The sequence below is a fragment of the Mycobacterium pseudoshottsii JCM 15466 genome, assembly GCF_003584745.1.
Classification (GTDB): domain Bacteria; phylum Actinomycetota; class Actinomycetes; order Mycobacteriales; family Mycobacteriaceae; genus Mycobacterium; species Mycobacterium marinum.
The window spans coordinates 3113214-3135733 of record NZ_AP018410.1 but is presented as its reverse complement, the minus strand read 5'-3'; the positions used below and the strand labels follow the sequence as shown (position 1 = coordinate 3135733).

The window sequence follows — 22520 nt, the reverse complement described above, 5'->3', positions numbered from 1 at the left end:
TCGAAATGCGCTGCTCACCCCGGTAGGCTGCAGTGCTATGGGCTCGAAGGTAATGGCATCCCACGCGGCGCGCCTTGGCGCTGCGGGATTGCTGCTTGCGGGCTGGGCGGGGTCGATGGGCGTTGCCGCGGCCGATCCCCAACCAGCGCCGCCCGCGCCGAAGACGACGATGGATCACGACGGCACGTATGCCGTGGGCACCGACATCGTTCCCGGTACCTATACGTCGGCGGGGCCGGTCGGCGACGGGACCTGTTATTGGAAGCGCATGAGCAACCCCGATGGCGCCCTCATCGACAACGCGATGACCAAGAAGCCTCAGGTAGTGCAAATCGAGCCGACCGACAAGGCGTTCAAGACGAGCGGCTGCCAACCCTGGCAGAGCACCCCTGACGCCGATGTGCCCGCCGAGCTTCCCGGCCCGGCCGCCGGGGGCCAGCTGCAGATGAATCTGGGGATACTCAACGGGCTGCTCGCTCCGAATGGTCAGCAAGTACCCCCGTCCTAATTGAGGTCGATCTTGGGCAGCGGTCGCACCGCGGCAAGTGATGCGCAACAAGTCGTCGTCATCGGTGCCGGCGTCAGCGGGCTGACGTCGGCCCTGTGCCTGGCCGAAGCGGGTTGGCCGGTGCGGGTGTGGACCGATCTGCTGCCACGGCAAACCACCTCCGCGGTGGCGGGTGCGGTGTGGCGACCGCGATTTGTGGAACCCGTCGTCAAGACCCGAAAGTGGGCCGAGCAGTCACTGCATCGGTTTCGCGAGCTGGCCGACGATCCGACCAGCGGTGTGCAGCTGATGCCCGCTATCAGTGTTGGGGAGATAGCCGAGGTGGACGTGACGGCGTCTGGGGAGGACATGATTCCCGGCCTGCGTCCGGTCGCCGATACCGACGTTCCGGACGGCTTTCCCGCGGCCACTGCAGCGACCCTGCCGATGATCGATATGCCCCGCTACCTTGATTACTTGACGACGCGGCTTGCCGCGGCGGGTTGTGAAATTGAGATACACCCGGGTGCGGTCGCTGACCGAAGCCGCTCAGAGCGCGCCGATCGTGATCAACTGTTCTGGTCTGGGTGCCAGGGAGTTGGCCGGCGATGACACCCTTCGGCCGCGATTTGGCCAGCATGTTGTGCTGGCCAACCCCGGCTTGGACCAACTGTTCATGCAGCTAGGTGATGGCCCGGAATGGATCTGCTACTTCCCTCACCCGCACCGGGTGGTGTGCGGCGGCATCAGCATTCTTGATCGCTGGGACACCACTGCGGATCCCCAGGTGACCGACCGTATCCTGCGAGACTGCCGGCGGATCGAACCCAGATTGGCCGACGCGCCGGTCATCGAAACAATTACCGGATTGCGGCCCGATCGGCCGTCGGTGCGTGTGGAAGTCGAACAGATTGGGGCGACGCGGTGTATTCACAACTACGGTCACGGGGGCGATGGTGTGACTTTGTCGTGGGGTTGCGCGCTTGATGTTGCGCGGCTGGCCGGCCTCGATTGCTGAAGGGCAGGGCCCGCTCAGTGCCCGTTGGGAACGGGCGACAACGCGGCTTCGACCGACGAATACATCGGCAGCAGACGGCGCAGTCCACACGCGGCAATGGTGCGGGCAACGATGGGCTGGTTGCTCACCAATCGCAGATTCACGCCGCGCCGACGGCACCGCACCGACTCTTGGGCCAAAACCGCATAGGCACATGAGCCAATGAAATCCAGGTCACGAATATCGATCACGAACGGACCCGGCGCGATGGCGATGGCAGCGCTGCGATTCACCAACCGCTGCCAGACCACCTCATTGCTGGCGTCAACGTCTCCTCCGACGTGAACAACCACTGCCGAGCCGGTGCACTCGGTGACCGCCCGTAGACCGGTATGCGGATCCCCGGCGGGTGAACTCAGCCGGGTGCTCGATGAACTAGGCGATGACCCCATCGCGACGGTGTTCACTCTTCGCACTATCCCGTCCTAGTGTGCCGTTAGGTAGCGCCGACCTGGATCCGCGAGGACAAACCATCGGTCCTCGCAATCGCAGCAGAGCTACTGTCTCCGAGCGCGTTAGCGAGCTGTGTTCGTAAGCATATGTGCAACTGTGGCTGACAACATAGGGTGTCGCGTGCGGTAATTTTGGGCGCTCTTGCCCGGCAAGTTTGTCACATCGATCGACGTAGGTGGCTGAACTTCAATTTATGGTCGTGTTCTACCTGCCCTCAGCAACCTAATCGAAGGCCAACTAATAATGGCTAGCCGCGCGCTACGCGGCGCAAATCACGAGTCAGCAACGACAGAAGCCAGCTCACGATCGACAAGAGGATGGCGGCCCAGACGGCGGTCCACCAGAAGTGGTCGATCTGCAGGCCCCACCTGGTGGTGTCTTCGGTGATCCGGGCGGTGATCCACAACATGAACGCGTTGATGACGACGTGAATGAGGCCCAGCGTCAGGATGTAGAGCGGGATTGACAGAAATTGCACGATGGGCTTGATGATGGCGTTGACGAGGCCGAAGATCACCGCGACAACGAAGATGATCCCGATCTTCTCCAACGTCGTGTCGCCACCGACAAATCGGATCCCCGAGATGCAGAGCGTGACCACCCACAATGCAAATCCTGTGACGGCGGCGCGTAGCAGAAAAGGTCCCATGCGCCGATCCTGCCATTCAATTCAGCTCGTAGAAGCGCTGGGCGTTGAGTCCAGCGATCTTGTTCCGAGACTGTTCACCGATGTCGGTCCTGGTGCGCAGCTGCTTCGTGCTCTCGGGCCACTCGCCGTCCCAATGCGGGTAGTCGCTGGCGAACATGATGAAGTCATCGCCCAGCACGTCAATCACGCCAGGCAGGATTGGCTCGTCGGGCTCGCAGGTCACCCAGACGTTGCCGGCGCGCAGGTAGTCGTGCGGGTCGCGGCGCCAGCCTCCGTCGATCCAGTCACTGCGCTTCTCGTAGTGCTCGTGCAGGCGGTCGACAAAGAAGGGGACCCAGCCGACGCCCGCCTCCAGAAAGGCAACTCGCAATCGGGGATGACGGTCAAAGACACCGCCCGAGACCAGCGCGGTCATCGCCGTCATCTGGTCGAAAGGGAAGCTGATGCAGTGCACCTGGATGTAGTTGGTGAAGCGGTCCACGCCGATTTTGGGCAGGTGCATACCGGGGGCGCCGTGAATTCCCAGCGGCATCCCCTGCTCGACGGCGGCGGCGTAGAACGGATCCAGGTCGGCATGGTCAAGGTTGCGGGACTTGAGCGCGGGTGGGACCAACGTTGCGACCAGCCCCAGCTCGTTGGCCTCTTTCATGATGTCGATGGCCACTTGCCCGTGTTCGATGGGAGTGACACCGACACCGCGTAGTCGCCCGTTTGTCGGGGCACAGAAGTCCGCGATCCACTCGTTGTAGAGGCGCGCGAAACCGGCGGCGAACGCCGGGTCTTCCAGGCTGGGAACGCAGAGCCCGACGCTGGGATAGAGCACCATCGTGTCCAGGTGATCGCGATCGGCGTCGGCGAGTACCCCATCGGCTGTCGCACAGTTGATTCCGGGAGCTTTGCTGATGCCGTGTTGGGGCGGACACCCGGCCCCGGGACCGTTGTCCTGCGGGTAGTGCCGGCCCTCGATCATCAGATGCGGTCGACCGCGCGTAGTGAGTCGCACCCGGTCCGGCCAACGACGCAGCGCTTCGCCGGTCAGCGACGCGTTTTCGGCGACATGTCCATCGGCATCGATGATTCGCATATACGCCCAAGCTACTCGCGAGTGGCCGCCACCCCAGGTGCGCGGTCCGGCGTGCGGTACGCCACGATGCAGAACGTGAAAACACCGTGGCTGAACGTCGACCAGCGGAATTCGTTTATCGCGGCGTTCTTGGGCTGGACGATGGACGCGTTTGACTACTTCATCGTGGTGCTGGTCTACGCCGACATCGCCAAAACCTTTCATCACACCAAGACCGAAGTCGCGTTCGTGACCACCGCGACGCTGGCCATGCGGCCGGTGGGTGCGTTGATCTTCGGGCTGTGGGCAGATCGGGTCGGCAGGCGCGTTCCGCTCATGGTCGACGTGGCCTTGTACTCGGTGGTCGGGTTCTTGTGCGCCTTTGCCCCCAACTTCACGGTGCTGGTGATCTTGCGCCTGCTCTATGGCATCGGCATGGGTGGTGAGTGGGGATTGGGTGCGGCGCTTGCCATGGAGAAGGTTCCCGTCGGTCGGCGCGGATTTTTCTCGGGGCTGCTGCAAGAGGGCTATGCGTTCGGCTATCTGCTGGCCACGGTGTCGAGCCTGGTGGTGATGAACTGGCTGGGTCTGTCCTGGCGCTGGCTGTTCGGGTTGTCCATCATCCCCGCGTTGATCAGCCTGATCATTCGGTACCGGGTGAAGGAATCCGAGGTGTGGGAGGCCGCGCAGGACCGGATGAGGCTCACCAAGACCCGAGTCCGAGACGTGCTGCGCAACGCGGCGATCATCCGGCGGTTCGTCTACCTGGTGTTGCTGATGACCGCCTTCAACTGGATGAGCCACGGTACCCAGGACGTCTACCCGAGTTTCCTCACCGCCACCACCGACCACGGTGCCGGATTGTCGTCGGCTACCGCCCGCTGGATCGTGGTCGTCTACAACGCGGGCGCCATCATCGGCGGGCTGATGTTCGGCACCCTTTCACAGCGCTTCGGCCGGCGATACACGATTGCGTTCTGCGCGGTATTGGCGTTGCCGATCGTGCCGATATTCGCTTATTCGCGTACCGCCGCGATGCTGTGCCTGGGTTCCTTCTTGATGCAGCTATGCGTGCAGGGGGCCTGGGGCGTGATCCCGGCGCACTTGACCGAGATGTCGCCGGACGCCATTCGCGGCCTCTACCCCGGGGTCACCTATCAGCTCGGCAACCTGCTGGCGGCGATGAACCTGCCCATTCAGGAACATCTGGCCGAAACCCACGGGTATCCGTTTGCCTTGGCCGTGACAATCGTGCCGGTGTTGACCGTGGTCGCGGTGCTGGCGCTGATCGGCAAGGACGCGACCGGTGTCCACTTCGGCACTGCCGAGACCGCCTTTTTACCAGGGAAGACATGACGCAGACAGCGTCGGGATCGCGAAATGCGCGCTCCGGCTAGCCCGACTCGGGAGCGGTCGCCGCACGATCGACCGGCGGCGAATCGTCGGCCGAGTTATTCGCTCAACGCACGCCGCAACAGGTGCATGGCAACGGTCGTTGAGCGTTCGCGGATGTCGGACCGATTTCCGGGCAGCCGCAGCGTTCGAGTGACGTTGCGACCGTCGCCGACCAACACGCAAAAACAGACTGTCCCGACCGGCTTTTGCTCGGTTCCCCCACCGGGACCGGCGATTCCGGTAATCGCGACCGCGGTGTCGGCGCCGAAGCGCTGCAATGCCCCCGCCGCCATGGCCTGCGCCACCGGTTCTGAAACTGCCCCGTGCATCTCGATCAGTGCTGGGTCGACGCCGAGCAACTCGGCCTTGGCCTCATTGGAGTAACTCACCACACCGCCCATGACATAGGCCGAAGAGCCAGGGCGGTCGGTGAGCCGAGCGGCCAGGACTCCAGCGGTGCACGATTCCGCGGTCGCGATGCGCCGGTCGGCAAGCAATCGTGCCACCAGATCGTCCACCTGCGAGCCGTCTTCGGAGTAGATTTGATCGCCATGGCGATCGCGCAGCAGTCGCGCTACTTGCGCATAGGTGTCTGCCGCGCCCGGTTCGTACCGCGTGACCATCTCGATTTCTCCGCGCCGCAGGCATGTCGTGATCTCTAGCGCGCCAAAATCGGGGATGGTCGTCTCGGCACTGCGCAAGGTCTCGGCCAACCCGGACTCCGGCAGTCCGAACATCCGTATTGTCTCTTGCCGGTAGGTCGTTCGGCCGGCGATCGCCTCCTGCGCCCCGGGCATCTGAATGGCACTGTGCCACATGGGCTGAAGCTCGCGCGGGGGTCCTGGAAGCACCATGACCGCCGGCTTTCCCGGCACCACCAGACCAGGCGCGGTACCCACCGGATTGATCACTTGCGCACCAACCGGGATCATCGCTTGCTTCTGATTGGCGGCCAGTACCGAGTCGAAGTTGCCGGGGTCGAAACCCGGGTTGCGCGCCATCAGCCTCTTGAGGATGTTGGCGATCGTGTCTTCCAGTTCCGCGTCCAGTATCAGCTCGCGTCCACAGAAACGGGCGACCACCTCGACGGTCATGTCATCGGCCGTAGGTCCTAGGCCACCGCTGGTGATGATCAGGTCGAGGTCCTGGTCTGCCATGAATCGCAGCTGCGCTTCGATGTCGGCAGGGCGGTCGCCGCAGATGGTGATGTGGGCCAGCTCGACACCCAGCTCGAGCAGCTGGTCGGCGATCCACGGGCCGTTGCGATCTTGGACACGGCCGGTGAGAACCTCAGTTCCGGTGACCACGATGCCCGCACGTGCGCTCACCGGCCTCAGCCTACGCACCGGCCGATCCGGCGACGAAAGTGCCTTCTTGGCAAGTCGATTAATGCCCAGCTGGGGTGCGACGGCCGGGGCCGCACATTCGGCGCTCAGCGCCTGCAGGTGATCTAGTGGCCCGGGGCGCCAGGTTGACCCGGTTGGCCCGGCTGACCAGGCTGGCCGGGCTGACCGGGGGTTCCGCCGGGGCCCGGTTCGCCGCCGGCGCCGCCCGGACCACCCTCGCCGGGCCGACCACCTATGCCAGGTGCACCGCCCGGTCCGCCGTCGCCGCCCCGGCCGCCTTGACCTCCAGGACCGCCGGCACCGCCCCTGCCGCCGGCACCACCGCGGCCACCCGCCCCGCCTTGGCCGTCTTGGCCGCCGGGCTCACCGGTATCGCTACTCATGCGATTCGCGCCGGTAGGGGTGTGCAGTGACGAGCCATCGGTGTGCCTCCTGGTGGGCCAGCCAAACTTCCTCGGTTCTGTCACGTTATCTCAGCGGCCGCCTCGACCGGCATCAGACTCCAGGCCGTGCCGTGGCAGTCCCTCCGCTTTGGTCCGCGTCGTCGCGGCTGGCTGGCCGAAGCCGGCCGGTTGATGGCGTTTCCGGCGGTGCGCGACGGACAATGGGCCCATGATCGAGCTAGAGGTAGTCCAGGCTGACGTCACGAAGCTCGAACTCGACGCGATCACCAACGCCGCCAATACCCAACTTCGCCATGCCGGTGGCGTCGCAGCGGCCATCTCCCGCGCCGGTGGGCCGGATATCCAGCGTGAATCGAATGAAAAGGCGCCGATCGGGCTCGGAGAAGCGGTCGAAACCACGGCCGGCGAGATGCCGGCGCGCTACGTGATCCACGCGGCGACAATGGAGCTGGGCGGTCCTACCTCGTCCGAGCTCATCTCTCGGGCCGCCAGCTCTGCCTTGGGCAAGGCCGATGAGCTCGGTTGCCGCTCGCTGGCCTTGGTGGCATTTGGCATCGGCGTCGGCGGCTTCCCGCTCGAACGGGCGGCACGGCTGATGGTCGAAGCGGTGCGGCGACACCACCCGGGTTCGCTAAAGCGGGTGGTTTTTGCCGTGCACGGAAATGCGGCCGAGAAAGCATTTGTCGCTGCAGTGCAGGCCTAAGGTGCTGGCTGATCGCTGCCGGGCTGAGCTAGGTAACGCTCTACCGACGCGACTTTGCCGGTCATTGCGTCACTGGCTTCCCGGCGCCAGTCCGCCTTGATCACGGTGCTGACTCGCGGCGCGCGGGCCGCGACGGCCTCCACCGCGCGCTGTACCACCGCCATGACCTCTTCCCAGGTATCGCCTTCGATCACGGTGAACATCGAGTCCGTCTGGTTGGGCAACCCGGAATCGCGAACCACCCGAACCGCTTCGGCCACGATCTCGCCAACGCCTTCACCAACGCCCATCGGGGTAACGGAAAACGCGACAAGCACAGACACGCTTTTCTCCTATGTCAAGCCGCTGTCGGTCGGCACGGCCGTACTCGGCACCGCGACGGCCAGGACCGCAGCCACGGCAGCAAGAATCCGGCCCTCAGCACGATACGCCCCGCAGTGGGAGAACAGCCGTCCGCAATTGGCGAGATCGGTTGCTTCCACCAGTGCCGCCGCTACCGCCAGACCAAGCGATCGGATTTCCGCCACCGCAACACGTGGCACCCGCACGCTCACAGCGACATGCGCCTACCCAGACCGGCCCCTTGGCGCTGCGACCCGACCTGGCAGCATCGAGGCCCATACGGGTTCTGGTGCAACGGGTGTGCTCGGCAGCGGTGACGGTCGACGGTGACGTGGTCGGCGCCGTCCGGCCGCCCGGCCAGGGACTGCTGGCCTTCGTCGGTGTGACTCACGGTGACGACGGCGACAAGGCCCGGCGGCTTGCCGAAAAGCTCTGGTATTTGCGTATTCTCACCGACGAGAAATCGGCTTCTGACCTTGGCGCGCCGATTCTGGTGGTCAGTCAGTTCACGCTCTACGCCGATACCGTCAAGGGACGGCGGCCATCGTGGAACGCTGCGGCGCCGAGGGCGGTGGCCGAGCCGCTGGTGGCCGCGTTCGCTGAGGCCTTGCGGGCGCTGGGCGCCCACGTGGAAGCCGGTGTCTTCGGGGCCCACATGCAGGTTGAGCTCATCAACGACGGTCCGGTGACCGTCATGCTGGAACTGTGATCGCGTGCGGCGGTAGGTTGGCGCCGTAGCGGGAGGTATCGATGACTACATCCGAATATGGATCTCGTCGTTCCGACGATGACCAGTGGGACATCGTCAGCGGCGTCGGTTACACCGCATTGCTGGTGGCGGGATGGCGCGCGCTGGACACGGTCGGGTCGCAACCGCTGGCTCCCGACGAGTATGCGAAGTACTTCATCGCGGCGTCCGGGGATGCGTATTTGAACGACCAACTCGCCCATCCGCCAACCTCCGTGGACGAAACCGCGTTCCCCCGCCTCTACGGAGTCCAGACCCGGTTTTTCGATGACTTTTTCCGCTCCGCCGCCGCCGCGGGAACCAAACAGGCGGTGATCGTCGCCGCCGGTCTTGACTCGCGGGCCTATCGGCTCGAATGGCCATCCGGAACAACGGTATTCGAAATCGACCTGCCACAAGTTCTCGAGTTCAAAGCACGGGTGCTGCAGCGCCATGGTGTCGAGCCCAAAGCGCGACGAAACGAGGTAGCGGCGGATCTGCGCACCGACTGGCCGGCGACGCTGCACGCAGCGGGGTTCGAGCCGGGTCAGCCCAGCGCCTGGTCGGTGGAAGGACTGTTGCCATATCTGACCGCTGACGCGCAAGATGCCCTATTCGCGCGGATCGATGACCTTTGTGCGCCGGGCAGCCGAATCGCCACGGGGGCCCTGGGGTCGCGGTTGGATCACGATCAGCTCGTCGCCCTGGAGCAGACGCACCCCGGGGTCAATCTGTCTGGCGACGTGAACTTCTCTGCCTTGACGTATGACGACAAGACCAATCCGGCCCAATGGCTGGCGGCGCGCGGGTGGGTCGTCGAACCTGTTCGCAACACGCTCGAGTTGGAAGCCGGCTATGGAATGACGCCCCCCGCGGTGGATGTGCGCCTCGACGCCATCATGCACTCCGAGTACATCGTCGCTACTAAACCTTGAGCAGCACCTTCACGTCATTGCCGGACCGGGAACCGGCAATCGAGTACCCCTTGGCAGCTTCGTCCAGTGGCAATGAAGTGGTGAAGATCCCGTCCACATCAAGGCGTCCCGACTCGAGCAACGGAATCAATTCTGACCAGGTGCGCTGCACGGGTGCGATGGTCAGTCGCAATGTGATGCCGCGCAGCAGGCAGGTCAGGGCGGGAAGCGGAAACGGCTGCAGATCGTGAACGCCGACAACGGACACGGTGCCGCCGGCCCGAACGGCGTTGAGCGCGTCGGTCATTGATGCGTCGGTGCCCACGGCATCAATCACCGAATCGGCGCCGCGCCCACTCGTCGCTGCGACAATGGCCTCGGCCGCCGGAGAAGCGACGGCGGTCGCTCGCCATTCGGCGGCCCGCTGCAAGCGCCCCTGCACTCGATCCACCGCGAACACGGTCGCAGCGCCTTGGGCGAGGACACTGCGCACCGCGCACAGCCCCACCGCGCCCAGGCCGATGACTGCCACCGTTGCGCCAAAGGGGATATCGGCCCGGCGTGCGGCCGCTCAGCCGGTTGCGAGGTTGTCGGTGAGCAGCAACGCCTGCTCGGTGGTGATTGCAGCGGGAATCTTGAGCACCTGGAAGTCCGCGGCCGGGACCGCGAGCAGGTCGGCCTGCGCGCCGCCCAGCGCGCCGGATCCGAAGATCTGTGGCCCGGAAACACACATCGCCGGATCGCGGGTGGCGCAACCCGCGCAGGCGCCGCATCCGGCCACCGAGGACACCATGACCTGGTCACCCACTTCGACGGTGTGGACGTCGGGTCCTTTCTCCACCACCGTGCCAACCGCCTCATGACCCAGGGCCACCGGCTCGGCCAGGGGGTATTCGCCCTCGTAGAAATGCAGGTCGGAGCCGCAGATACCCGCGGCGCTCACGACGACTATGACTCCGTCAGATCCGGGCAGTGCCGGGTCGGGACGGTTGTCGACGCGGATACTGCCCGGCCCGTCGATGACTACGGTGCGCATGTCGGCGTGCTCACTTTCTTTGTCGGAGAACGAACTTAGACCAATCGGGCTGACGTACCGCGGCCCAATACTCGTTGAGCCGCCACGGGCTGACCGTATGAATTTCCCCGTCGGCGTTCTTGAAGTAGGAATGCTTGACGGCCGGGTGCGACCACACCATCTTCTTGATCTCGGCTTGCGTCCGCTCGTGCCAGCCCGCGGCCGCTTCGTCAGTCGGTTCCAGTGAACCAATGCTATCGGCCACCAAGCGTTCCAGGCACAGGTTGATATAGCGCATTTGAAGTTCCGATTGAAAGATCAGGCTGCCGCCGTGAGCGAGATGCGTGCCGGGCCCGTAGATGAGAAAGAGATTGGGAAATCCCGGAACCGTGATCCCCAGGTAGGCGTAGGGCCGTCTCCCCCACACGCGGTGCAGGTCGATTCCATTGCGGCCGATGACCTGCAGCGGCCACAGCACATCGGTGTGCCGAAAGCCGGTAGCGTAGACAATCACGTCAACGCTGTGCGTCACGCCGTCTTCGGTAACGATGCCGGTGGGTGTGATGCGTCGAATCGGAGTGCGCACCAAGTCCACGTTGTCGCGCTGCAGCGTGGCCAGCCAGCTACCGTTGTCCTGCAGGGTCCGCTTGCCGGTAGCCGGATAGTCGGGCAGCACCTTGCTCAATAGCGCGTCGCCGTCGGCGACTTGGCTGCTGATCCACTGGCTGAACATCATCCGCGCCGCGGCGTTGATATCGCTGACCGCATAGTCCTGGTCGGCGTAGTTCGGATCGGTACGGGCGGCGTCGAGGCCCTTGTCGGCTCCCGGCCAGAGCAGCAGGAATCGGTACCACCTGCCGTAGAACGGCAGGTGGCGCATCGCCCAGCGCACGCCGTCTCCGACTTCGTCGTGATACATGGTGTTGGGAAACATCCATTGGGCCGTGCGCTGAAACACGGACAGCTGCGCCACATCCTCGGCGATCGCCGGTGCGATCTGGAAACCGCTGGCGCCGGCGCCGACCAGGGCGACCCGCTTACCGGTCAGGTCCACCGACCGGTCCCAGGCTGCGGAGTGAAACGATGGCCCGGCAAAGGTGTCGGCACCGTCGAATTCCGGGACATAGGGACGGTTCAGCTGACCCACGGCGGTGATGAGCGCCCGCGCGGAGAGGGTGCGCGTGGTGCCGTCGGCCGACCGCAGCCGAACGGTCCAGACTCCGTCGTCATCGTTCCACTCGGCCCCCAGGGCTTCGGTATTCCACTGGATATGCCGACCCAGATCGTGCGTGTCGATCGCCTTTGCGAAATAGTCCTGCAGCTCCCACTGTTCGGCGAAGAAATGCGTCCAATCGTTGTTGGGTTCAAAGCTGTAGCAGTAGAAATGGTTGGCTACATCAACACGCGCGCCGGGATAGCGGTTTTCCCAGGGCTCCGGCGTTGTTGATTGGCAGGCTTGTGAGCTGGGTTGATGATCTTTGGTGCCGCGCTATTGGGGCCGGAGTGTAGGCACGGGCTATCTGGAGAACGATCGAGTTGGTTACTGTTCGTCGTTGGTCTGGAGTTGCCCGTGCCTACCGTTTCAGTATTGCGTGTGTCGTCGGTTCCAGAGGTGTTCGACCGCTGGAGTCCTGGTGAGCGCAGCGAGCTCATCGGATCGGAGTTTCTCGATGTGTTGGCCTCGGTGCCAGACCCGAGGGGCCCACGCGGTCGGAGGTATTCGCTGATGGCTTTGTTGGCGATCGCGGTTCTGGCCACTGCCGCGGGGATGCGCGGCTATGCTGGTTTTGCCACATGGGCGGCCACCGCTCCCGATGATGTGTTGGCCCAATTAGGGGTCCGGTTCCGGCGGCCCAGTGAGAAGACCTTCCGCGCTGTTTTGTCTCGGCTAGACCCCGCCGACCTCAACGCCAGGATGGGCAGTTACTTCACTGCACACGTGGCCAGCAGCGACCCCAGTGGATTGGTGCCGATCGCGTTGGACGGCAAGATGCTGCGTGGTGCTTTACGCGCCAAAGCGACAGCCACGCATCTCGTGTCGGTGTTCGCCCACCGTGCCCGATTGGTGCTCGGTCAACTCGCTGTCGCCGAGGAAAGCAATGAAATTCCCTGCGTACGTGCCCTGCTCACGCTGCTGCCGGGTAGCTTGCGGTGGCTGGTCACCGTGGATGCGATGCATACCCAGGTCGTCACCGCGAAGTTGATCTGCGCCACCTTGAAGTCGCACTACCTGATGATCGTCAAGTCCAACCAAGCCAAAATATTTGCGCGTATCACCGCGCTGCCCTGGGCCGAGGTGCCCGCAGCCGCTACCGACGACTCCCGCGGCCACGGCCGTGTCGAGACCCGCACCCCGCAAATCATCACCGCTGCACGAGGAATCGGCTTCCCCTACGCAAAACAAATCATCCGGATCACTCGTGAACGCTTGATCACCGCCACCGACCAGCGCAGCGTGGAGGTGGTCTATGCCATCTGCAGCCTGCCGTTCGAGCACGCCCGCCCTACCGCGATCATGACCTGGATGCGTCAACACTGGGGAATCGAGAACAGCCTGCACTGGATACGCGACGTCACCTTCGACGAAGACCGTCAAAGGGCACATACCGGAAACGGCGCACAGGTCCTAGCAACGCTACGCAACACCGCGATCAATCTGCACCGCCTCAACGGCGCCGACAACATCGCCGAAGCCTGCCGGATCACCGCTTTGACAGCCAACCGCCGCCTAGACCTCCTCAATCCACAATTCCCCAGCTCACAAGCCTGCTAATCAACAACGCCGGAGCCCTGGCGGTTTTCCCACCACGTTCCGCCCGGTCCGGCGTTCTTCTCCACAATCGTGAACGCAATGTTGGCTTGCTCGAGGCGAATTCCGGCCAGGATCCCCGATTCGCCGCAGCCGATCACGATGACCGGCAACTCCGCCGCGCTCTCCGAAGGCAGGGCTACTGGCCGGCGTGGGTCCAGCCCCTCGAGGTCCATCTCTTCAGCGAGCAGAGGCAAGTAGTCATCGGGGACGTGCTCGCGCGCGGCCCAGTCCAGCATTTCCCGGATGAGCTCACCGCTCAGGGGCTTGGGCTCGGGGCAGCCCTGGTCGCGATACTCGCTGATCACCGCCAGAGCCTCAGTGCGTGCTCGGGCCTTGTCGTCCTCCGACATGAATCCCTGCACTTCGTTGAGAAATAGACCCATGGGCTTGAAGTCACGGATGAAACGGGCATCGCCGGTGATGTGCACCAGGGAGAGCAACAGCGTCGGGATGCTTACGTCCTCGAGCGCGGCGGCGATCTCTGCTGTGGTCGTGGCGAACGGCAGGCCGGCGTAACGACTTCGCATTTCGGCCTTTCTCTCGGCGGACCGCAATTACGCTACTCGACGTGTCGTAATTAGCAGCACAACGCTACCGTTGCTTGCGGTACCTGAGCAAGAGTCGCCATTTCTTGCGCACCGAGGCGCGTCATCCAGATGGTGGCAACCGCTATCAATAAGCGGCAGGCATCTCAGTCTCCGTCGGACCCATCGTGGCCGGCCAGAGATCCACCTGTGCCGCCGGCGCCACCGGTTCCGCCGGAATCCCCCCGGCCGCCGTCGCCGCCGTCGCCGATCAACTGGGTGTTGCCGCCGCTGCCGCCGTTGCTGGGGAAGACACCGGTGGGGCTGACCCCGGCGCTGCCGCCGGCGCCGCCATTGCCGATCAGCGCTGACATTCCGCCATTGCCGCCGTCGCCGGCAGGATGAACACCCGCGGTGGAACCACCGGACCCACCTGCTCCGCCGTTGCCGAGCAGCCAGGCCCCGGTCCCGCCATTGCCGCCGTCACTTCCTAGGGCAGTGCTAAAGCCGTCCGCCCCGGTGCCGCCGGCTCCGCCGTTGCCGATCAGCCCCACCGCATTGCCACCGTTGCCGCCACCGCCCGCACCGAGGATGAACCCGCTGCTGACAATGTTGGCGCCGCCGTCGCCACCGTTGCCGATGGCTGTCCCCCCCCCCCGAACCACCATCGCCGGCGAAGCTGTTGTAGATCGCCCAGCCACCATTGCCGCCGTTGCCGACCAGCCCGGCGTTACCGCCGTCGCCGGCGGTGCTTTGAAAGCCGGCGGACCCGCCGTCGCCGCCATCGCCGAACAGCGATCCCCCGGCGCCGCCATGGCCGCCTATGCCGTTCTGCCGAAGAACACCCGCGGAGTCGCCGTCGCCGCCGTTGCCGATCAGGCCAGCGTCACCGCCGGCTCCGGCAGCGGCTCCGCCCCAGGAGGTGCCACCATCGCCGCCGTTGCCGTACCACTGGCCGCCAGCGCCCCCGGCGCCGCCAACCCCGCTGACCGCGCCGAAGGCTTGGTTGTAACCCCCGGTTCCACCGGTACCGCCGTTGCCGAACAATCCAATCGCGGCGCCGCCGGCGCCGCCGGCGCCGCCCGCGCCCCCCGAATCCCCGATGCCGATGCCGAGCCCGCCGATCCCACCATGGCCGCCATTGCCGATCAGCCACCCGCCAGCACCGCCCGCGCCGCCGGACATTCCGGTGGTACCGGGCCCGCCGATCCCGCCATTGCCACCGTTGCCAATCAGCCCCGCGGCGCCACCGGCGCCCCCGGCCTGACCGGATAGACCGTTGCCCCCGTTGCCATACAACAGCCCGCCGTCCTGACCGGATTCACCCGGCGCTCCGTCGGCGCCGTCCCCGATCAATGGGCGACCCAGCAGCGTCTCGGTAGGAGCATTGACCACGTCAAGCGGATTGCCGATCAACCCGCCCGCACCAGCCGCGCCGGCGGACCCGCCCGAGTCGCCCAGGCCGCCGCTGCCGCCGTTGCCGCCGATCCCGCCCGTTACGCCAGAGAGGCCGGCCGCGCCGGCACCGCCGGCGCCGCCGTTGCCGATCAGCCCGACAGCGTTGCCGCCGTCACCTCCCGGGCCAGCGCCGGGAGTAAAGCCAATCGTTGCCCCGCTGGCGCCACCATCGCCGCCGTTTCCGATCACGGTCCCCCGGAGCCGCCGTCACCGCCAGTGCCGACGAACCAACCGCCGCTACCGCCGGCGCCAGCAGTCCCCCCGCTCAGGACACCCAGGCTGCCCTCGTAGCCGCCGCCTCCGCCGTTGCCGATCAGCCGAGCATCACCCCCGGCCCCGCCGTTCGCGCCGCCCCACGGGGCACCGCCCCCGGCCCCGCCGTTGCCGAACAACAGCCCGCCCGCCGGTGCCGCCGTTTCCGAACAGCCACCCACCGGACCCGCCGGCCCCGCCAGCCAAACCGGTGGTCCCAGGCCCGCCGATACCACCGCTACCGCCGTTACCGATCAACCCCGCGGCCCCGCCAGCGCCGCCGGCCTGGCCCACTCCGCCGTTGCCCCCGTTGCCGCCGTTTCCGTACAGGAGTCCGCCGTCGCCGCCGGATTGCCCGGGCGCCCCGCCAGCGCCGTCGCCGATCAGCGGGCGTCCGAACAGTGCCTGGGCAGGCGCATTCAGCACGTCGAGCGCCGCCTGCAGGGGCGAAGCATTTACGGCCTCGGCGCCGGCATAAGCCCCCGCGCCGGCGGTCATTGCCTGCACAAACTGCAGGTGAAACGCGCTGGCTTGCTCACTCAACGCCTGATAGGCCTGCGCGTGCGCACCAAAGAATGCCGCGATTGCAGCCGATACCTCATCAGCGCCGGCGGCCAGGACCTCGATCGTCGGGGCCGCCGCCGCCGCATTGGCTGTGCTGAGCGCAGAACCGATGCCGGCCAAGTCCGACGCCGCCGCTGCCACGTATTCAGGGGAGGCCACCACAAACGACATCACGTTCTCCTCGCACCGATTGCCTTCGACCAGACCGGAAGCGGTGGAGCGCGGTGCGCCCTGCAGCCAACTCCGAAACTGACAATACCATATAGGACGGTATGTCCAGTTGTCCTGCCGACACTAATAATTGGATGACTGCGGGGTGGGTCGGCGGTGATCGCGATGAGTTCTAGCGCGCACCCGACGGCCCGCGTAGCCTGCACATTGGGATGCGCGACAGATCGATGATGGGCGGCATTGTGTGCCTGGCGGGTAACTATCGTGGCGACGGTACTCACCGCTTGTAGCGGCTTTCTGCTCGCGATCTTGTGGATGGACCTGATATTCGACAGTCAGGTTGTGTTCCGGCGAAATTCCCCCGATCGACTTCCCGAGTCGGTGCTGGAATCGATCTCGAGCTATTACTGGCGCGCGACCACCACATCGCGGCCGATGGGGCATCTGATTGCTCTGGTGATGTTGATCCTGTTGGGCACCTTAGGATTTCGTGCGGCTCTGGGGCACGACGCCGGCTGGCTGCTGGTGCTATCGGCGGCGCTTGCCGGTGGCCCGATCGTCTTGGCGCTCACCCGTACCTTGCCCAACGCGGTTCGGCTCGGAAGGCGATCGGGCCCGCCGTCCGCGCAGGCACGTGTTGCACGGTCGATCCTGCGGGATCACCTGTTTTGCTTTGGCTGCATGTTGGCGTTCCTCATTCTGTGGGTGGTCAACGACATGTCGTAGCCGAATCGGGTCGGGTCATCGGTGCTCAGCGCCGGTTTGCCGGCCCGAATCCGGCCTGAACCTGGGCCGCTGGTCAGGCCGCCGGTGGGCGTACTAAACTAGAACACGTTCCAATTCCGTCATCGTCCGTTAGTTTCCGGGGAGCAGGCATGCACACCGCCATATGCGACGAACTTGGCATTGAGTTTCCAATCTTCGCGTTCACGCACTGCCGCGATGTTGTCGTCGCGGTCAGCAAGGCCGGGGGCTTCGGCGTCCTGGGGGCGGTTGGATTTACCCCCGAACAGCTAGAGATCGAGCTCAACTGGATCGACGAGCACATCGGCGATCACCCCTACGGCGTTGACATCGTCATCCCCAACAAGTACGAGGGCATGGACTCGCACCTGTCGGCGGAGGAACTGGCCAACACGTTGCGGTCAATGGTTCCGCAACAGCATCTGGACTTTGCCCGCAAGATCCTCGCTGATCACGGTGTCCCAATTGAGGACGCCGACGAGGACAGTCTGCAGTTGCTCGGCTGGACCGAGGCGACGGCCACTCCCCAGGTGGAAGTGGCACTCAAGCACTCGAAGGTGACGATGATCGCCAATGCGCTCGGCACCCCTCCGGCGGAGATGATCGCGCATATTCATGAGCGAGGCCGCAAGGTTGCCGCCTTGTGCGGCTCGCCCTCGCAGGCCCGCAAGCACGCGAACGCGGGCGTCGACATCATCATCGCCCAGGGTGGCGAGGCCGGCGGGCACTGCGGTGAGGTGGGCTCGATTGTCTTGTGGCCGCAAGTCGTCAAGGAAGTGGCACCGGTCCCCGTCCTGGCTGCCGGCGGTATCGGCAGTGGCCAGCAGATCGCCGCGGCCCTTGCGCTGGGATGCCAAGGGGCATGGACGGGTTCGCAGTGGCTGATGGTCGAGGAGGCCTCCAACACCCCAGTGCAACAAGCGGCATACGCCAAGGCATCCAGCCGCGACACGGTCCGTAGCCGCTCGTTCACCGGAAAACCGGCCCGGATGCTGCGCAACGATTGGACCGAGGCGTGGGAGCAAGCGGACAACCCGAAGCCGCTAGGCATGCCACTGCAGTACATGGTCTCCGGCATGGCGGTGCGGGCCACCAACAAGTACCCGAACGAAACCGTGGACGTCGCGTTCAATCCGGTTGGTCAGGTGGTCGGACAGTTCACCAAGGTCGAGAAGGCTGCCACCGTCATCGAGAGATGGGTGCAGGAATATCTCGAGGCAACCAACAGGCTCGACGAACTCAACGCCGCCGCCGTCTGACGGCAGTCGCGCGGCCCGCCGAGCCTGGTGTCGGTGACTGCCAGCCGGGACTAGTCCAGGTCGTCGTCCTTGCCGATGAGCACCTCTTTGACCTTGTCGACCGCGTGGGTCGCGATGTCGATCGAGTTCTGCACAATGCCGCTGGCTCCCCCGGAGACGTCGCCGCGGATGATGTCACTGGCGTTCTCGACAATGTCGGAGGCCTTCTCGACGGCATTGGTCGCGATGTCCCTGGCCGCGTTGACTGCATCTTTGGGATTGATGGCCATCGGAGGCTCCTTTTCGTTGGTGGATGCTTGATACGACTGTAGTCCCGGCGAATTCGCCTCGAACATGCCAGAGTCAGTAGTCGACCAGGGTGCGCCAGTATTGTTCCGGGATCTCGTCACCGGACCGCAACACCCGGGCCAGCCCAACCGCCATCGCTATTCCAAGCAGACCCAGCCACAGCCCGGCGAGCCCGATGATCCACCACAGGACCGCGGTAGCCGCCGGCCACGGGGACAACAAAACCAGGGCTCCGGCGTTGTTGATTAGCAGGCTTGTGAGCTGGGGAATTGTGGATTGAGGAGGTCTAGGCGGCGGTTGGCGGTCAAAGCGGTGATCCGGCAGGCTTCGGCGATGTTGTCGGCGCCGTTGAGGCGGTGCAGATTGATCGCGGTGTTGCGTAGCGTTGCTAGGACCTGTGCGCCGTTTCCGGTATGTGCCCTTTGACGGTCTTCGTCGAAGGTGACGTCGCGTATCCAGTGCAGGCTGTTCTCGATTCCCCAGTGTTGACGCATCCAGGTCATGATCGCGGTAGGGCGGGCGTGCTCGAAGGGCAGGCTGCAGATGGCATAGACCACCTCCACGCTGCGCTGGTCGGTGGCGGTGATCAAGCGTTCACGAGTGATCCGGATGATTTGTTTTGCGTAGGGGAAGCCGATTCCTCGTGCAGCGGTGATGATTTGCGGGGTGCGGGTCTCGACACGGCCGTGGCCGCGGGAGTCGTCGGTAGCGGCTGTGGGCACCTCGGCCCAGGGCAGCGCGGTGATACGCGCAAGTATTTTGGCTTGGTTGGGCTTGACGATCATCAGGTAGTGCGACTTCAAGGTGGCGCAGATCAACTTCGCGGTGACGACCTGGGTATGCATCGCATCCACGGTGACCAGCCACCGCAAGCTACCCGGCAGCAGCGTGAGCAGGGCACGTACGCAGGGAATTTCATTGCTTTTCTCGGCGACAGCGAGTTGACCGAGCACCAATCGGGCACGGTGGGCGAACACCGACACGAGATGCGTGGCTGTCGCTTTGGCGCGTAAAGCACCACGCAGCATCTTGCCGTCCAACGCGATCGGCACCAATCCACTGGGGTCGCTGCTGGCCACGTGTGCAGTGAAGTAACTGCCTATCCTGGCGTTGAGGTCGGCGGGGTCTAGCCGAGACAAAACAGCGCGGAAGGTCTTCTCACTGGGCCGCCGGAACCGGACCCCTAATTGGGCCAACACATCATCGGGAGCGGTGGCCGCCCATGTGGCAAAACCAGCATAGCCGCGCATCCCCGCGGCAGTGGCCAGAACCGCGATCGCCAACAAAGCCATCAGCGAATACCTCCGACCGCGTGGGTCCCTCGGGTCTGGCACCGAGGCCAACACATCGAGAAACTCCGATCCGATGAGCTCGCTGCGCTCACCAGGACTCCAGCGGTCGAACACCTCTGGAACCGACGACACAGGCAATACTGAAACGGTAGGCACGGGCAACTCCAGACCAACGACGAACAGTAACCAACTCGATCGTTCTCCAGATAGCCCGTGCCTACACTCCGGCCCCAATAGCGCGGCACCAAAGATCATCAACCCAGCTCACAAGCCTGCTAATCAACAACGCCGGAGCCCTGACAACAAAACCAACACTGGCGCGAAAAAGAATCCGGCCCCGATGTACCACGCCGAGCCCGCCCGATCCGACGCGAGGACAAACCGTAACCACCGCGGGATCGGCGATTCGGCTTGCTGCGCCTCGGGCGTCATCGGATCAGGTCACTGGATCACTCGGGGGGAAAGAAGCCCGCTCCGGTAAACCATCCGGCCTGCCATCCCTGGGCACCCCGACAGAGCATCGGCAAGCCGTCTTCGGTCTGGGCGGCGGAATTCGGACCCGGGCACGACGCTCCGGTCTGCTGGACCCCGTACAGAGGATAGGAGATTACCCAGTAGCCGGTGGTGGCGGCCGGGAACTGGTTGGGCGGCGGGAAATGGCACGCCTCGGCTTGGCCGCTGGTGCCGCGTCCGAAGATAAAGCGTTCGTAGTTGTCGCAGGGCGCACCCAATGAGGCGTCGTAGTTCATCCCTGGCACGTCACCCTCGTAATGCGGCTGGTCGGCCATGGCGACAGGTGCTACACCGATCGCGGCACCCGATGATTGCCGCGGCGGCGAGCAGTTCCCGAATCATCTTCCACCCCTTCGTGGCACCGGCAAGCTTTCCCAAAGCATAACGATTGTGGCCTGGCCCACAAGATTGGATAGCAAAGCCGACGGTGTGGGACAAGGCGGCGACCATCCGCCGTCACCGGCGGCGAGGCCGGGGGCTCGGGTGGCCTGCCAGACGGATTTGACCAGTGCCTTCGGTGTACTGCGGCGCCGATATCCGCCGTGTCGGGCCGGTCGGCGCTGGCCGCGGTGGGCAAGTGCGCTCGTCGCCGTGGGGGGTTCGTGCGGTGTCTCTTCGACGCCGGTCGGGACTCGTGAACTCGTTTCGGTCTCGGACGTGTCAGGAAATCCTGGCGGCTGAACGCGTTGCAATTTCTCTTCGCGGATCTGGTCGGAGTTCTTCCCAACCGCGGTGGAGCAATGGATTATGGGCAATAGACGACGACTAACAGAATTCGCATCGAGGAGTGGCCTTATGCCAGCTGCCGAGCCAACCGCCACGTCGGTCCCCAATCTGCCTCCCGGATTCGATTTCACCGACCCCGACATCTACGCGGAGCGGTTACCGGAAGCCGAACTCGCCGAGATGCGTCGATCCGCGCCCATCTGGTGGAACGAACAGCCGACGGGCTGCGGTGGGTTCGACGACGGCGGTTTTTGGGTGGTGACAAAGCACAAGGACGTCAAGGAGATCTCGCTGCGCAGCGATGTCTTTTCCAGCCTGCAAAAGACCGCGCTCCCCCGCTATAAAGACGGCACGGTTGATGAGCAGATCGAACGCGGCAAGTTCGTGCTGCTCAATATGGACGCACCGCAACACACCCGGCTGCGCAAGATCGTCTCGCGCGCATTCACCCCAAGGGCGGTCGAGCGGCTGCGCGACGACCTCAGAGAGCGCGCTCGGCGCATCGTCGAGGCAGCCGCGGCCGAGGGGCGGGGGGACTTTGTGGAGCAGGTGTCTTGCGAACTGCCGCTGCAAGCCATCGCTGGCTTGATGGGCGTACCGCAGGAAGACCGCAAGAAGCTTTTTCACTGGTCCAACGAGATGGTCGGAGACCAAGATCCAGAGTTCGCTACCAACGATGCTCTGACCGCTTCCGTCGAACTCATCATGTACGGCATGCAGATGGCGGCCGACCGGGCGAAGAATCCGGGCCAGGATCTGGTCACCAAGCTGGTCGAGGCCGACATTGACGGCCACAAGCTCTCCGACGACGAGTTCGGCTTCTTCGTCATCCTGCTGGCGGTGGCCGGCAACGAAACCACCCGCAACTCCATCACCCAGGGCATGATGGCCTTCACCGACTTCCCCGATCAGTGGGAGCTGTACAAACGGGAGCGTCCTGTCACCACCGCCGACGAGATCGTGCGCTGGGCGACTCCGGTGACCTCGTTCCAGCGCACCGCCCTGGAAGACTATGAACTGTCGGGGGTGCGGATCAAAAAGGGCCAGCGGGTGGTGATGTTCTACCGCTCCGCCAATTTCGATGAAGACGTATTCGATGACCCGTATACGTTTAACATCCTGCGCGACCCCAACCCACACGTGGGTTTTGGCGGTACCGGCGCGCACTATTGCATCGGGGCTAATCTGGCCCGGATGACGATCGACCTGATGTTCAATACGATCGCCGATGTGATGCCGGATCTGGAATCGATCAGCCGGCCAGAGCGGCTACGGTCGGGCTGGCTGAATGGAATCAAACACTGGCAGGTCGACTACCACAGCGATTCATCCGGGAAATGTCCTGTCGCGCACTGACAAACG

Annotated in this window: 18 protein-coding genes and 9 pseudogenes; 11 read left to right on the top strand and 16 right to left on the bottom strand. The window is 64.6% G+C overall.

The window, feature by feature from the left end:
• The first annotated feature begins 37 nt into the window (after window positions 1–37).
• Both MPSD_RS14185 and MPSD_RS14180 read left to right on the top strand, forming a co-directional pair.
• Window positions 38–508, top strand: coding sequence for a hypothetical protein (locus MPSD_RS14185; RefSeq protein WP_015355567.1), 471 nt, complete (start codon window positions 38–40; stop codon window positions 506–508).
• Between the two features lie 12 nt (window positions 509–520).
• Window positions 521–1505, top strand: a pseudogene (locus MPSD_RS14180) (FAD-dependent oxidoreductase).
• A 14-nt stretch (window positions 1506–1519) separates the two neighbouring features.
• Here the strand turns inward: MPSD_RS14180 and MPSD_RS14175 are convergent.
• From MPSD_RS14175 to MPSD_RS14165, 3 genes are all read right to left on the bottom strand, one after another.
• Window positions 1520–1951 carry an anti-sigma factor antagonist gene (locus tag MPSD_RS14175; RefSeq protein WP_011740808.1) on the bottom strand — a complete coding sequence of 144 codons (432 nt, stop codon included), beginning with the start codon at window positions 1949–1951 and terminating at the stop codon, window positions 1520–1522.
• A 293-nt stretch (window positions 1952–2244) separates the two neighbouring features.
• The gene (locus MPSD_RS14170) at window positions 2245–2646 is read right to left on the bottom strand and encodes a phage holin family protein (protein WP_015355564.1); all 402 of its coding nucleotides are present in this window, start codon (window positions 2644–2646) and stop codon (window positions 2245–2247) included.
• Between the two features lie 16 nt (window positions 2647–2662).
• The gene (locus MPSD_RS14165) at window positions 2663–3730 is read right to left on the bottom strand and encodes an amidohydrolase family protein (protein ID WP_086085630.1); all 1068 of its coding nucleotides are present in this window, start codon (window positions 3728–3730) and stop codon (window positions 2663–2665) included.
• A 66-nt stretch (window positions 3731–3796) separates the two neighbouring features.
• Here MPSD_RS14165 and MPSD_RS14160 point away from each other — a divergent pair, with 66 nt between their 5' ends.
• On the top strand, window positions 3797–5065 hold the full coding sequence (locus MPSD_RS14160; RefSeq protein ID WP_036427321.1) for a sialate:H+ symport family MFS transporter: 1269 nt from the start codon (window positions 3797–3799) through the stop codon (window positions 5063–5065).
• Between the two features lie 95 nt (window positions 5066–5160).
• Here the strand turns inward: MPSD_RS14160 and MPSD_RS14155 are convergent, their stop codons facing one another.
• Window positions 5161–6432 carry a competence/damage-inducible protein A gene (locus tag MPSD_RS14155; protein ID WP_020787409.1) on the bottom strand — a complete coding sequence of 424 codons (1272 nt, stop codon included), beginning with the start codon at window positions 6430–6432 and terminating at the stop codon, window positions 5161–5163.
• Between the two features lie 125 nt (window positions 6433–6557).
• Here MPSD_RS14155 and MPSD_RS28150 point away from each other — a divergent pair, with 125 nt between their 5' ends.
• Window positions 6558–6863, top strand: a complete 306-nt coding sequence (locus MPSD_RS28150; protein WP_020787410.1) for a hypothetical protein — start codon at window positions 6558–6560, stop codon at window positions 6861–6863.
• A gap of 199 nt (window positions 6864–7062) precedes the next feature.
• A complete protein-coding gene (locus MPSD_RS14145) occupies window positions 7063–7557 on the top strand; it encodes a macro domain-containing protein (RefSeq protein WP_086085629.1) in 495 nt (164 codons plus the stop codon).
• Here the strand turns inward: MPSD_RS14145 and MPSD_RS14140 are convergent.
• Complete coding sequence (locus MPSD_RS14140) at window positions 7554–7880, bottom strand: MTH1187 family thiamine-binding protein (protein ID WP_012394498.1); 327 nt, start codon at window positions 7878–7880, stop codon at window positions 7554–7556. The two genes, MPSD_RS14145 and MPSD_RS14140, sit on opposite strands and share 4 nt — an antisense overlap.
• 9 nt (window positions 7881–7889) lie before the next feature.
• The gene (locus MPSD_RS29395) at window positions 7890–8111 is read right to left on the bottom strand and encodes a hypothetical protein (protein WP_020787412.1); all 222 of its coding nucleotides are present in this window, start codon (window positions 8109–8111) and stop codon (window positions 7890–7892) included.
• A 65-nt stretch (window positions 8112–8176) separates the two neighbouring features.
• On the opposite strand from MPSD_RS29395, the gene dtd reads away from it, so the two are divergent.
• Both dtd and MPSD_RS14125 read left to right on the top strand, forming a co-directional pair.
• On the top strand, window positions 8177–8608 hold the full coding sequence (gene dtd, locus MPSD_RS14130) for a D-aminoacyl-tRNA deacylase (RefSeq protein ID WP_011740834.1): 432 nt from the start codon (window positions 8177–8179) through the stop codon (window positions 8606–8608).
• Between the two features lie 41 nt (window positions 8609–8649).
• Window positions 8650–9555 (top strand): annotated as a pseudogene (locus tag MPSD_RS14125) (class I SAM-dependent methyltransferase); the annotation flags it as partial.
• On the opposite strand, the pseudogene MPSD_RS14120 reads toward MPSD_RS14125, so the two are convergent.
• Window positions 9436–10576: pseudogene (locus tag MPSD_RS14120) on the bottom strand (alcohol dehydrogenase catalytic domain-containing protein); the annotation flags it as partial. The pseudogenes MPSD_RS14125 and MPSD_RS14120 overlap by 120 nt on opposite strands.
• Before the next feature lie 10 nt (window positions 10577–10586).
• A pseudogene (locus tag MPSD_RS14115) lies at window positions 10587–11984 on the bottom strand (flavin-containing monooxygenase); the annotation flags it as partial.
• Between the two features lie 141 nt (window positions 11985–12125).
• Between MPSD_RS14115 and MPSD_RS14105 the strand changes: the two are divergent.
• Window positions 12126–13328, top strand: coding sequence for an ISAs1-like element IS2404/ISMul1 family transposase (locus MPSD_RS14105; protein WP_420811918.1), 1203 nt, complete (start codon window positions 12126–12128; stop codon window positions 13326–13328).
• Here MPSD_RS14105 and MPSD_RS14100 read toward each other — a convergent pair.
• The 3 genes and pseudogenes from MPSD_RS14100 to MPSD_RS31060 form a co-directional block, all read right to left on the bottom strand.
• Window positions 13328–13894 (bottom strand): annotated as a pseudogene (locus tag MPSD_RS14100) (4-hydroxyacetophenone monooxygenase); the annotation flags it as partial. The gene MPSD_RS14105 and the pseudogene MPSD_RS14100 overlap by 1 nt on opposite strands.
• A 164-nt stretch (window positions 13895–14058) precedes the next feature.
• A complete protein-coding gene (locus tag MPSD_RS31065) occupies window positions 14059–14445 on the bottom strand; it encodes a PE-PGRS family protein (protein WP_167470898.1) in 387 nt (128 codons plus the stop codon).
• Between the two features lie 520 nt (window positions 14446–14965).
• Window positions 14966–16336: pseudogene (locus MPSD_RS31060) on the bottom strand (PE family protein); the annotation flags it as partial.
• Window positions 16337–16600: 264 nt separating this feature from the next.
• Between MPSD_RS31060 and MPSD_RS14090 the strand changes: the two are divergent.
• Both MPSD_RS14090 and MPSD_RS14085 read left to right on the top strand, forming a co-directional pair.
• Window positions 16601–17062, top strand: coding sequence for a hypothetical protein (locus MPSD_RS14090; RefSeq protein WP_020787419.1), 462 nt, complete (start codon window positions 16601–16603; stop codon window positions 17060–17062).
• Window positions 17063–17211: 149 nt separating this feature from the next.
• Complete coding sequence (locus MPSD_RS14085) at window positions 17212–18339, top strand: nitronate monooxygenase (RefSeq protein WP_020725315.1); 1128 nt, start codon at window positions 17212–17214, stop codon at window positions 18337–18339.
• 50 nt (window positions 18340–18389) lie between these two features.
• On the opposite strand, the gene MPSD_RS14080 is transcribed toward MPSD_RS14085, so the two are convergent.
• The 5 genes and pseudogenes from MPSD_RS14080 to MPSD_RS14065 form a co-directional block, all read right to left on the bottom strand.
• Complete coding sequence (locus tag MPSD_RS14080; protein ID WP_011739344.1) at window positions 18390–18608, bottom strand: Rv1893 family protein; 219 nt, start codon at window positions 18606–18608, stop codon at window positions 18390–18392.
• 73 nt (window positions 18609–18681) lie between these two features.
• Window positions 18682–18855: pseudogene (locus MPSD_RS28130) on the bottom strand (hypothetical protein); the annotation flags it as partial.
• Between the two features lie 17 nt (window positions 18856–18872).
• Window positions 18873–20075: an ISAs1-like element IS2404/ISMul1 family transposase gene (locus MPSD_RS14075; protein WP_420811866.1), complete on the bottom strand. Its 1203-nt coding sequence runs from the start codon at window positions 20073–20075 to the stop codon at window positions 18873–18875.
• Between the two features lie 141 nt (window positions 20076–20216).
• Window positions 20217–20351: pseudogene (locus tag MPSD_RS29390) on the bottom strand (hypothetical protein); the annotation flags it as partial.
• Between the two features lie 17 nt (window positions 20352–20368).
• Window positions 20369–20774, bottom strand: a pseudogene (locus MPSD_RS14065) (hypothetical protein).
• Between the two features lie 453 nt (window positions 20775–21227).
• Here MPSD_RS14065 and MPSD_RS14060 point away from each other — a divergent pair.
• Window positions 21228–22514, top strand: coding sequence for a cytochrome P450 (locus tag MPSD_RS14060; RefSeq protein WP_020787422.1), 1287 nt, complete (start codon window positions 21228–21230; stop codon window positions 22512–22514).
• Window positions 22515–22520 lie beyond the last annotated feature (6 nt).

Bases quoted from the DNA above. Each gene is read 5' to 3' on its own strand.
- MPSD_RS14170 (WP_015355564.1), bottom strand. From the start codon at position 2,646: ATGGGACCTTTTCTGCTACGCGCCGCCGTCACAGGATTTGCATTGTGG.
- MPSD_RS14145 (WP_086085629.1), top strand. From the start codon at position 7,063: ATGATCGAGCTAGAGGTAGTCCAGGCTGACGTCACGAAGCTCGAACTC.
- MPSD_RS14085 (WP_020725315.1), top strand. From the start codon at position 17,212: ATGCACACCGCCATATGCGACGAACTTGGCATTGAGTTTCCAATCTTC.
- MPSD_RS14165 (WP_086085630.1), bottom strand. From the start codon at position 3,730: ATGCGAATCATCGATGCCGATGGACATGTCGCCGAAAACGCGTCGCTG.
- MPSD_RS14080 (WP_011739344.1), bottom strand. From the start codon at position 18,608: ATGGCCATCAATCCCAAAGATGCAGTCAACGCGGCCAGGGACATCGCG.
- MPSD_RS14060 (WP_020787422.1), top strand. From the start codon at position 21,228: ATGCCAGCTGCCGAGCCAACCGCCACGTCGGTCCCCAATCTGCCTCCC.
- MPSD_RS14160 (WP_036427321.1), top strand. From the start codon at position 3,797: ATGCAGAACGTGAAAACACCGTGGCTGAACGTCGACCAGCGGAATTCG.
- MPSD_RS14185 (WP_015355567.1), top strand. From the start codon at position 38: ATGGGCTCGAAGGTAATGGCATCCCACGCGGCGCGCCTTGGCGCTGCG.